Below are 11,261 nucleotides of genomic sequence, written 5' to 3' on the forward strand. Positions count from 1 at the left end.
TGGTAGTAGGTAAATAATAAAGGAGCATTATTGTATGAAGAAGGATAAGCAAACGTACTATTCCGATCAGGTAGCAAAGGAAATGATCTGTGAAATCGGAAGAAGAGTATACAACAGAAATTATGTAGCAGCGAATGATGGGAATATATCGGTGAAAGTGGGACCTAATGAAATTTGGACAACACCTACCGGAGTAAGTAAAGGCTTTATGACGCCTGACATGATGGTGAAGATGGACCTTTCTGGTAAAGTCATTTCGGGAAATTTGAAACCTTCATCCGAGGTGAAGATGCACTTAAGGGTCTACAATGAAAATCCTGAAGTGAATGCCGTTGTTCATGCCCATCCTCCGGTTGGTACATCATTTGCAATAGCCGGAATTAGTTTAGATAAACCAGTATTACCAGAGGCCATCGTTCTTTTAGGTAATGTACCGGTTGCCCCCTATGCTTTACCGGGGACTCAAGAAGTACCAGACTCGATTGCTCCATATTGTAATACACATAATGCTGTTCTTTTGGCTAATCATGGAGCTCTGACATGGGGAAGGGATTTGATGGAGGCTTATTTTCGAATGGAATCCCTCGAACATTACGCGACTATTCTTATGTACTCCAATAATATTTTGAAAAAGGCGAATGAATTAAATCGTTCGCAAATCTCAGACTTAATAAAGATTCGAGAATCAATGGGAATCAAAGCAGGCGGCGTACCGATAAGTGAAGTAGATAGAAAGGCTGAAGAAGAGTAGCTCAATATGTGCAGATAATCGCAATTTTGGAAAAGAAATGAGCGGCCTCTCGCTTTATGATTAAGGTGAGGGGGAAAGAAGATGAACTTATTAAAGAAAAAGGATCCGTATCAGGTTTACATTTATACCTGTTTCTTATCGCAATTGTTTTTTACCTTTGTATTTACCTTAAACTTGCTATATCAGGTAGAAATGGTTCAACTTGATCCATTGCAGTTAGTTTTAGTGGGGACCGTTTTGGAGGCGACCGTTTTCATTTTTGAAATCCCAACAGGAATCCTCTCCGATTTAAAAAGCAGAAAGCTCTCTGTCATTATCGGCTTTTTCTTAATTGGGATAGGTTTTATTATTGAAGGGATGTTTCCGATTTTTACAGCTGTGATTCTATCTCAAGTCATTTGGGGGATTGGCTATACCTTTACGAGTGGTTCTCATCAAGCCTGGATTGCAGATGAGATTGGGGAAGAACGGGCTTCTTCAGCATTTGTTAAAGGTGCTAAGGCAGGTAATCTTGGAAAAGTCCTTGCCATTCCATTAAGTATACTGGCAGGGTATTATGTACTCAATTTACCGATTGTTTTAGGCGGCATTGGGCTGGTAGTGCTATCCATCCTTTTAGTTTTCTTTATGAAAGAAGAGAAGTTTAAACCAGCTGAAAAGGGTGAGAGAGTAAGGGTCTGGAAGAATATCAGGGAAAATATGAGTCAAATATTTTATTATTCTAGAGTAAATTATCTCATGAGAATACTTTTTCTGATTGCGTTGTTTTTTGGCTTTTACAGTGAGGGCTTTGACCGCCTGTGGATTCCTCACATTATTGAGCAATCAGGATTTTCAAATTTATCGGACAGTCAGTTAGTTTTGCTGATGGGCGGTGTTCAATTCATTGTTGTCCTTTTGACGTTTGCTGCGCTCCATTATATTGATAATAGTTCCATCCACCAGCATCTTAACCAGATTTACGTGGCTCTTTTTATAGGGAGTATTCTAATTATCAGTTCATTAATTGGTTTTGCTTTTACCACATTCGCTGTTGGTTTGTTAATCTTCTTTATCATCATCCAAATTTCAAGGAGCATTATGTATCCATTGGAAACGGTTTGGCTGAATAAAATCATCCCGGATTCATCCACACGGGCTACCTTTTTTTCAGTCAAAGGGCAGGTTGATGCGATTGGGCAAATTGGAGGTGGTCCCGTAATTGGTGTGATTGCTTCAATCTTTACTATTAAAATAGCGATTATGGTTAGTGCGATTATTTTATTGCCTGTTCTTTTCTTATATAACCACATCATGAGAAAAACTAGAGGGTAAATACTTAATGGTAAACTTGCCTGTATAATGAAAGGAAATTACATTTAAAAAAGTCTACATTATTGTAGGCTTTTTTTCATACATTAATTTGGGAGGTGATGAAATGCCTAGAGTAAGAGCTAGAAGTACTGATGTAGATGAAATGGCAAGAATGATGAGAGCAGAAGCAGAAGGCGAAGGAAAGCAAGGAATGTTATATGTTGGAAATGTAATAATAAATCGTGTTGTAGCACAATGCTTAGATTTCAAAGATGTAAACAATATTCATGATGTAATATTTCAAGTGCAAGGAGGAAACTATTCTTTTGAAGCAGTGCAAAAAGGGAATGTATTTTATCAAAGATCAAGAACTTCTGAAAGAAGATTAGCCCAACAAAATATTGATAGTTGGAGAGATCATCCAGCGAAATATGCTCTTTGGTATTTTAATCCAACGGCGCCAGGGTGTCCTCCTACATGGTACGATCAACCTCAATCTGGTCAATTTAAAGAACATTGTTTTTATGAACCAATAGCTGGAACATGTGATAGTGTTTATATGGGTTAAAAAGAATGCAATAATAAAAGGTACTTGGATGTGGTAATTCATAGTAGAAAATGGACAGAAACTGGGAATGAAAAAAATAGGTCTGCACGTTTTTGGTCATACAAAGCCAGCAAGAGGAGGTTATCAGACTACAAATGTTTTGATGGAAAAAGAAATTTAATACTATCTATTTTTCAACTATGGGGAAGTTTAGTTTAAATAGCTACGAAATAAATACGGATGAATAGCTTAGTCCATATGGTCTGGGCTATTTTTTTGCATAGCACAAGCACCGCAAAAAGCGGTGTGAATTCATATGCATTTTGCTTGACATTTTAGTTGTAAATTCAGTTTTGGCGATAGGAAACGGAACTCGTTAAAGTATTCACTCTCTTTCTTTGATTGGAATGTGAATCTCCATATAGACTTTGTCGTAATCCCAGTAATGGCAATGTTCATCATAGTATTCAAAGTCATATGCCTCTTCATCCATTTTATAAGAAGATTGTGGAAACCAGTCCTCTACTATATAATTCCATGTTCCTTTGATCGCTGAAGCAAACATCTCAACCTCAACCAACGGAGTTCTGAACACAGCGTAAGTAGCTGCTGGTATTTGTAATGATGTCAGCCCATCTGGAATTGAAGTATCTTTGTTCAAATCTACAGCAAATAAATAGATAAACTTATCTTCTATGGCTGAAGGACTTAAATTTATACAGTACTCCCCATGTTTTTTAGGGGATAGTGTTTGATATAGAAATCTTTCGATAGAACCGTCTGCCAGCCCTTCTTGCTCCCAAATCGCAGGTGCATCCCTTGTATAAGATACATTTCCCATATTTATCGAGAATGTTTTACCAGCAACCGTGAAGGACGGCCTATTCACGATCATAGGCTGCATTACGATGCCGCCCGTGTTCTTTTGATGAATGCTGTTCAAATCTAATTTTTGCGGCAGTGATTTGGGACAATGAATCTTATATAGACTAGGAGGGCTTCCAAAGCATTTTTTAAAGGCTTTAGTAAAACCAGCATGGGTTTCAAATCCGTATTCCAACGCAATTTGGATAATTTTTTTCCCATTTACTAATTCGTGTAATGCGTATTGAAGCTTTCTTTTTACTACATAGTCCATCAGTGTATAACCTGTTTGCTTCTGAAAAACTCGATAAAAATGGTATGGGGAATATCCCGCCATTTTTGCTAAGTTTTCTGGGTCTATTTCGTCCTTAATATGTTCTTCAATATAATCGATTACCCGCTGCAGCAAAAGTAACTGTTGAATTAGGATCACCTCGATATTTACCAAATCAAATAAATTATAATTTATATTTGAATTTGTGTGTCAGTATTCTTTCTGTTGAAATTCTGCTGGCTGTCCGTCATTATAAAGATATAGACATTTGTATAAGTATATTTTTACAAAGGAAGTAGATTATGACGGAAGAAAATATAACCAGAATTGATTTGGATGGAAAAGAAATTATATTAATTGGGACGGCGCATGTTTCCAAACTAAGCGTAGAGCAGGTAAAAGAGGTCATTGACCGAGAACGTCCTGATTCTGTTTGTATCGAATTGGATGACCAACGCTACAAGTCGATTATGGACGGCAACAAATGGAGAGAAATGGATATCTTCAAGGTTATAAAAGAAAAGAAGGCTACATTATTAATCATGAATCTTGCCATTTCATCTTTTCAAAACCGCTTAGCCAAGCAATTTGATACTAAACCGGGGCAAGAAATGATTCAAGGGATTGAATCGGCAAAGGAAATAGGGGCTGAGCTTGTTTTAGCCGACCGTAACATCCAAATTACCTTCTCTCGTATTTGGGGGAATGTTGGTGTCTGGGGAAAAGCCCAGCTGCTCACGTCAATTATCTATAGTATTTTCAATAAAGAAACCATTTCAGAAGAAGAGCTTGAGAAAATGAAGACTCAAGATACATTGAATGCTTCGCTTGCTGAAATTTCAGAGGCGTTTCCTAAATTAAAGAAGCCTTTAATTGATGAACGAGATCAATACTTAGCTCAAAAAATTAAAGAAGCACCTGGGAAAAAAGTGGTGGCAGTTCTAGGAGCGGCACACGTTCCAGGAATCACAAAAGAGATTCACAATGACCAGGACTTACAAGCTCTCACAAAAACAAAACCAAAATCAAAAACGCCGCAAATTATCGGCTGGGCAATCCCGGTGTTAATTGTTGCAATTATGGCGTTTACCTTTTTTCTCAATCCATCAGCAGGTATGGATCAAGCGATTAGCTGGATACTTTGGACTGGAATTACGGCTGCACTTGGTGCAACTGCTGCATTCGGACACCCACTGGCTATTTTAGCAGCCTTTTTAGCAGCACCTATTACTACCTTACATCCCTTACTTGCCGCAGGCTGGGTTTCGGGGATTGTACAAGCCTACATCAAACGGCCAAGTGTGGCAGACTTTGAAACATTATCGGAAGATGTTTTTTCGCTTAAAGGCTTTTGGCGTAATAAATTTACAAGGGTCCTGCTGGTGATCATCCTAACCAACATTGGAGGTTCATTTGGAACCTTTATTGGGGGAGCCGACGTAATCCGTACGTTCTTCAATAATTTATAAAGGGGTACCTTCCTAACGGAGGGTGCCTTTTTTTGCATATGTAGAAGGTTGTCGAACGTTTACAAGGCAATGGGGCTGTTAGCTGAAGTAGAATAGAGGTAGTAGAAAGTAGAAGGGGCTGGGAATGGTTGAATATTTATCTCATCCGACATGGTGAAGCAGAGCATAATGTGGACAAAACAGTGATGGCACATACTCATGATTCACAGCATAGTTTAACAGAGCTCGGGCACAAACAAGCACAGGTAACGGCTGAATTTTTCAAAACTATCGTCACCCCAAAGACGGTATTGTACAGTTCTCCTTATTTACGTACATTACAAACGGCTCAAGCGATTCATTCCGCACTGCCAGAAAGTGTTCCGTTTTTCGAAAATCCATTAATAAGAGAGTGGGAGCTTGGCAATCTATATGATTTTACCGATCGCACTCCTGAAAAGAAGAAAGAATTCAAGGCGGCAGGTCAATTTTATTTTCGTTTCCAAAACGGGGAGTCATTAGCAGATGTGTACTTACGAGCAACGATGTTCATGAATACGGTGGTAGAGCGGGTGAAACAGCAGCAACGGTATGAAAATGTTGTCATTGTCTCACATGCTGCCTTTATTCATATGCTTCTAACCTTTTTGATGAATTGGCCTATTGAGGACTTAAAAAGGTTTAAACCAGTAGAAAATGCCTCTGTTATTAGAATAAATGAAGTAGATTTAGATTATCAGTATGAGAAAATTTTTGTTCCGATCGTCAATTAATTCCAAAAGGACGCCCTCAATCATTTGGTTGGGGGCGTCTTTTTGTTTGATTATTACTGTAGAATAATTCAACTATTTTCTAGAATAGTAAAATGTATATTTTTAAGGTAACAAACAGCATGAAAACGGTTACTTGAAAATTTCCAATTATTTAAATTGACTGAAAAGTATAATTATATTATTATTCTAGTATCAACTTTAATCCTTCGTAAGACAAGGGATTACAAATACATCCAAGAAAGAAGGAACTCATATGTCGCAGATGTTAGCTTTAGTCATTCTAATGGCCATTTTATTTATCGGAGATTTAGTAGCAGTAAGAACAAAGGCATGGGTACCTTCTATATTCGTTTGTGCGGTACTGTTCCTTTTAGGATATTGGACTTTCTTCCCGCAGGACATCGTTGCATTAGCAGGTGTACCGCCCGTTGTAGCGGTAATGATGATGTATTTATTAATTACGAATATGGGAACTTTATTATCACTTCAGGAATTGAAAAATCAGTGGAAAACGATCGTAATTGCTCTATCAGGTATTTTAGGAATTATCGCTGTTCTATTTGGAGTTGGAACATTCATATTTGGTTTTGAGACAATTGTCGTCGCTATTCCTCCTTTGGTTGGCGGTGTCGTATCGGCCTTGATTATGTCAGAGGCAGCGAAGGAAGCGGGTCTTGCTACTTTATCTGTTTTTGCTATCGTCATTTATGTTATGCAAGGTTTTGCTGGATACCCGATCACTTCCATCGTTTTGAAAAAGGAAGGAAAGAGACTTCTGAAACAATATCGCAGCGGACAGCTTGCAGCAGAAGCACAGGGTGAGGCTGCAGCGGAAGTCGCGGCAACAGCAGCAATCAAGCCTGAATTAAAGCTTTTTAAAAATTTGCCAGAGAAATATAATACAGACTTCTTTAAGTTTTTAAGATTATCATTGGTTGCATACCTTGCCTATCTAACTTCAACGCTATTAGCACCTGTTGTTACAGTTAGCCCGTTTGTTCTTTGCTTATTGTTCGGGGTAATCGCAACAAGTGTTGGATTCCTAGAAAAGCAGGTTTTACAAAAAGCAAATGGTTTTGGATTTGCCCTTGTAGCACTCATGCTCTTTATTTTTGACGGATTAAAACAAGCAACACCAAGCATGATGCTTGAGATTATTTACCCACTTATCGGCACTATCGTATTAGGGGTAATCGGGATGTACATCTTCTCCTTCATAGTAGGGAAGATTCTAAAAGTTAGTAAAGATATGGCATTCGCTGTTTCACTGACTGCATTATATGGATTTCCAGCCGATTACATTATCACAAACGAGGTTATTAAATCCTTAACAGAAGATGAAAAGGAAAGAGAAATACTGACTAGCCATATGCTCCCTCCTATGTTAGTTGGAGGCTTCATAACGGTAACCATGGTGTCAGTCGTACTAGCAGGTATCTTTGTAGGATTCTTGTAAGAAAGGAATTGTAGTAAATGGAAACAAGAGTTGATATTAATCTTGAACTTGTGCAGAGCAGAGTAGAAAGCCATATAGATACATTGAGTACCTTTACCGCAACACCGGGTAAAGGTACTACCCGCCTTACCTATAGTCCTGAGGATTTGCAGGCACGCCAATATATAAAAGCAAAAATGAAGGAATACGGTCTAAGTATTCGTGAAGATGGGTTTGGTAATATTTTTGGAAAGCTTGAGGGAACATTAAAGGATGCTCCAAGTGTTCTGATTGGTTCCCATTTTGATTCCGTTCCAAATGGCGGCTCCTATGATGGTCCAGCGGGAGTGGTAGCGGGACTTGAAGTAGCAGCTCTTTTTGCTGAGCATCAATTAACACCAAAATATCCGTTAGAGATCATTGCCCTTGTGGAAGAAGAAGGTTCAAGATTTGGCGGAGGATTGATGGGGTCGCGTGGAATTGTAGGCTTACTAAATGAGGAAGATTTTAATTGTTTAAAAGATAAAGATGGCATCTACGCAGTTGAGGCGATGAGGGAAATTGGGCTTGATCCTGATCTTCCGAAAAAAAGAGACCCCAAGACCATGAAAGCATACTTAGAATTGCATATTGAGCAAGGTCCTATCCTTGAAGAAAAAGGTATTCCGATTGGTGTGGTTGAAGCGATTGTTGGTTTAACACAATTGGAAGTAACGGTAAAAGGGAAGGCGGGGCATGCGGGTACTACACCGATGGACCGGAGAGCGGATGCGTTAGTTACCGCTGCCAAGATGATTACACAGTTCCCCGAACTTGCAGATTCGGAGGGAGAAGGTACAGTTGTTACAACCGGCCGATTAAATGTCTTTCCAAATGGGGCGAATGTTATTCCAGATGAAGTAGTTTTTACTGTAGACATTCGCTCTGGTAAGGAAGAACACGTATTGAATGTGATTCAAAATGTAAAAAGCTTGGCAGATTTGTATTGTGATAAGGGTATTGAGGTAAGTGTGGAGCAGCTTTTATATATTCAACCTAAACAGATGAACAAGGATATTGTCTCTTTGTTAAAGAAAAAGAGCAGTGAACTTGATATACCTAAGTGTTCAATTAACAGTGGTGCAGGTCATGATGCGATGGTCTTTTCTGATTTTACAAATGTAGGCATGCTTTTTATTCCGAGTAAGGAGGGTCTAAGTCATTGTCCGGAGGAATGGTCCGATTCACGCCATCTAGCAAATGCAGTCCATATTCTATATGAGGCAGCCAAAAGGTTAACGGAGGCGAAATAGAAATGATTCATGAAAAAATGAAGGAAGCGATTCAAACATATAGTGAAGAACTAACACAATTACGTCGGAAGCTTCATAGTGAGCCAGAGGTATCCTGGGAGGAATTCAAGACTACTCAATTTGTCTGTGAGTATCTTGATGATTTAGGAATCTCATACAGAAAGACTGAGCCAACTGGTGTTATTGCGGAAATTCAAGGGGGGAGACCTGGAAAAACGGTTGCGTTAAGAGGCGATATGGATGCCTTGCAGGTTGAGGAACTGAACAAGGATCTGCCGTATGCTTCAAAAGTAGATGGAAAAATGCATGCATGTGGACACGACTCACACACAGCAATGCTAATGATTGCAGCAAAAGCGTTAAATGAAATAAAAGAAGAATTACCAGGTAATGTACGTTTATTGTTCCAGCCGGCTGAAGAAGTAGCAGAAGGAGCGAAAGTAATGGTAGAACAGGGAGCAATGGCGGGAGTAGACAACGTTTTTGGCATCCACATTTGGTCACAGATGCCGACGCATAAAGTATCCTGCACACCAGGACCGTCTTTTGCTTCCGCAGATTTATTTAAAGTGACATTCAAAGGCAGAGGCGGGCATGGTGCAATGCCTCATGCATGTATTGATACTGCTATTGTAGCTTCATCTTTTGTTATGAATGTACAAACCGTTGTTTCTAGAACGATTGATGCCCAGCATCCTGCTGTTTTGACAATTGGGAAAATGGTTGTCGGAACAAGGTTTAATGTCATTGCAGAAAATGCTGTAATCGAAGGAACAGTCCGCTGCTTCCACCCTGAAACGAGAGATCATATTGAAACGCAGCTCCAGCATTACGCAGACCAGGTTGCTGCACTATACGGTGCAACTGCTAAAGTGGAATACATCCGTGGGACGCAAGCAGTAATAAACGATGAATACAGTGCAACACTAGTTCAAAAGGTTGCCGCAGAAGCATTTGGGGAAGATGTGGTGTATAACGAAAAACCAACTATGGGCGGGGAAGATTTCAGTGAATATCTCACCCGTGCACCAGGCAGCTTCGCCCTCGTCGGCAGTGGAAATCCAGAAAAAGACACAGAATGGGCCCATCATCACGGCAAATTCAACATTGACGAAGACGCCCTCACCACGGGCGCCGAACTCTACGCGCAATATGCCTGGGTTTATCTAAATCAGGAACGTTAAGAGTAAGAGTAAGCTAGTAACCAAAAAAAGGATACCGCCGCTGGCGGTATCCTTTTTTTGGTTAACTGTCCGCCTGAGGTGGACAGTGTCCACGGACGGTGCCTGTCACCAGGGTGACAGGCACTGTTTATTTCTTTCTAACAAATTCTCGTTCTTCTCCATAGGCTAGTGAAATTACTTCTGTCTTTTTATAATCCTTTAGAAGTTCTTTTACCTCGTGGTCCCTGTCGATCATAAATTCGATTACAGGGAAGGCCTGCAGTAATTGGGCTAATGATTCTGGGGATGCAGCTGTTTCGTTTGTTGGGAAGGTGTGGCTTGGGATTACATATTTAACGTTTAATAGATACCTAACCGCGTATGCTGCTTCTTTCGGGCCCATGGTAAAGTGTCCGGATGAAGAGAGGATGGCGATTTCAGGCTGATAAACATCCTGAATGAGCTTCATGTCTGCCATTATGGCAGTGTCGCCTGAATGATAGAGAGTATAATCATCCTTAAAGTCAAAAATATATCCCGCAGACTCCCCGGCATATACCGGAGTACCTGTTGTTTCCCCGTACGAGGAAGAGTGTCTTGCCTGAACCATTGTTACGGTTACATCGTCAAACGATACCGATCCACCGAAATTAATAGGAAGGACATTTTTAATCCCTTGTTGAAGAAGAATTAATGCAAGTTCATATTGGGCGATAATCATAATCTCTGGTTTGTGTTCTAGTATTTTCAGCAAACCACTCGTATGATCAAAATGACCATGTGTTAGAAAAACACAGTCAATAGAATGATAGAAGCTTGCATTGTTTAATTCTTCAGGAAAACCGGGATTCAAATCAAAAAAAGGATCAATTAAATAATTTTTTCCTTCCTTACTTTTCAAAACATACATTGCATGTCCAAGACGTTGAATCTTCATGAAAACATCCCCTTTAACTATTCAAATAGAAGTCCTAAACTATTCTATTTACGAGGATAGTGAATCAGACCACAACTTTAATCTGCTTTGTAAACATTCAATAAATATAATCTTTGATATTAAATTAACGGATGAATTATATAACGTGAAAATATGAAAGCTTGTTTTAGGTCAAGTCTTTTCTTAACCATCTGAATTAAAGTGAAGACATAATAACAAACCAAGGAGGAAATAAAAAATGGCAAAAGCATTATTTCAATTAGAAACTTTAACTTGTCCGTCCTGTATCAAGAAAATCGAAACAACTCTTACTAAAACAGCGGGTATTGAATCTGCTAAAGTGATATTCAACTCAAGTAAGGTGAAAACAGAATTTAATGAAGTTCTAGTTAATGCGAGTCAAATAGAGGAGAAGATCAAAAAATTAGGCTACGAGGTTTTGACCTCTAAAATTTCCTAATCCTTATTATTGAAGTATCTTAAG

The 11,261-nt window shown here is 39.2% G+C and carries 11 protein-coding genes and 1 pseudogene; 10 read left to right on the forward strand and 2 right to left on the reverse strand.

Going from position 1 to position 11,261, the window contains the following annotated elements:
- Positions 1-34: 34 nt before the first annotated feature.
- The 4 genes and pseudogenes from MLOOGBEN_RS17265 to MLOOGBEN_RS29300 all read left to right on the forward strand — a co-directional run.
- Entirely contained in the window at positions 35-751 is a 717-nt protein-coding gene (locus MLOOGBEN_RS17265; RefSeq protein WP_179159505.1) for a class II aldolase/adducin family protein, read from the forward strand.
- Between the two features lie 81 nt (positions 752-832).
- Entirely contained in the window at positions 833-2,065 is a 1,233-nt protein-coding gene (locus tag MLOOGBEN_RS17270; RefSeq protein ID WP_179159506.1) for an MFS transporter, read from the forward strand.
- Between the two features lie 103 nt (positions 2,066-2,168).
- Positions 2,169-2,612, forward strand: a complete 444-nt coding sequence (locus tag MLOOGBEN_RS17275; RefSeq protein WP_179159507.1) for a cell wall hydrolase — start codon at positions 2,169-2,171, stop codon at positions 2,610-2,612.
- 55 nt (positions 2,613-2,667) lie between these two features.
- Positions 2,668-2,772: pseudogene (locus MLOOGBEN_RS29300) on the forward strand (GNAT family N-acetyltransferase); the annotation flags it as partial.
- A 204-nt stretch (positions 2,773-2,976) separates the two neighbouring features.
- On the opposite strand, the gene MLOOGBEN_RS17280 reads toward MLOOGBEN_RS29300, so the two are convergent.
- Positions 2,977-3,903 (reverse strand): AraC family transcriptional regulator, encoded by a 927-nt coding sequence (locus MLOOGBEN_RS17280; protein ID WP_256989138.1) that lies wholly within the window; start codon positions 3,901-3,903, stop codon positions 2,977-2,979.
- A 128-nt stretch (positions 3,904-4,031) separates the two neighbouring features.
- Here MLOOGBEN_RS17280 and MLOOGBEN_RS17285 point away from each other — a divergent pair, with 128 nt between their 5' ends.
- The 5 genes from MLOOGBEN_RS17285 (at position 4,032) to MLOOGBEN_RS17305 (ending at position 9,861) form a co-directional block, all read left to right on the forward strand.
- Complete coding sequence (locus MLOOGBEN_RS17285) at positions 4,032-5,198, forward strand: TraB/GumN family protein (protein ID WP_179159508.1); 1,167 nt, start codon at positions 4,032-4,034, stop codon at positions 5,196-5,198.
- 128 nt (positions 5,199-5,326) lie between these two features.
- Entirely contained in the window at positions 5,327-5,950 is a 624-nt protein-coding gene (locus tag MLOOGBEN_RS17290; RefSeq protein ID WP_179159509.1) for a histidine phosphatase family protein, read from the forward strand.
- 253 nt (positions 5,951-6,203) lie between these two features.
- The gene (locus MLOOGBEN_RS17295; RefSeq protein ID WP_179159510.1) at positions 6,204-7,406 is read left to right on the forward strand and encodes a hypothetical protein; all 1,203 of its coding nucleotides are present in this window, start codon (positions 6,204-6,206) and stop codon (positions 7,404-7,406) included.
- 17 nt (positions 7,407-7,423) lie between these two features.
- Complete coding sequence (locus MLOOGBEN_RS17300; protein WP_179159511.1) at positions 7,424-8,677, forward strand: Zn-dependent hydrolase; 1,254 nt, start codon at positions 7,424-7,426, stop codon at positions 8,675-8,677.
- 2 nt (positions 8,678-8,679) lie between these two features.
- The gene (locus tag MLOOGBEN_RS17305) at positions 8,680-9,861 is read left to right on the forward strand and encodes an amidohydrolase (RefSeq protein ID WP_179159512.1); all 1,182 of its coding nucleotides are present in this window, start codon (positions 8,680-8,682) and stop codon (positions 9,859-9,861) included.
- A 127-nt stretch (positions 9,862-9,988) separates the two neighbouring features.
- Here MLOOGBEN_RS17305 and MLOOGBEN_RS17310 read toward each other — a convergent pair whose 3' ends face one another.
- A complete protein-coding gene (locus MLOOGBEN_RS17310; protein WP_179159513.1) occupies positions 9,989-10,777 on the reverse strand; it encodes a metal-dependent hydrolase in 789 nt (262 codons plus the stop codon).
- 238 nt (positions 10,778-11,015) lie between these two features.
- Between MLOOGBEN_RS17310 and MLOOGBEN_RS17315 the strand changes: the two genes are divergently transcribed.
- Entirely contained in the window at positions 11,016-11,237 is a 222-nt protein-coding gene (locus MLOOGBEN_RS17315) for a heavy-metal-associated domain-containing protein (protein ID WP_179159514.1), read from the forward strand.
- The last annotated feature ends 24 nt before the right edge of the window (positions 11,238-11,261 follow it).

The sequence above is a fragment of the Bacillus sp. EB106-08-02-XG196 genome (assembly GCF_013396335.1).
GTDB lineage: Bacteria > Bacillota > Bacilli > Bacillales > Cytobacillaceae > Neobacillus.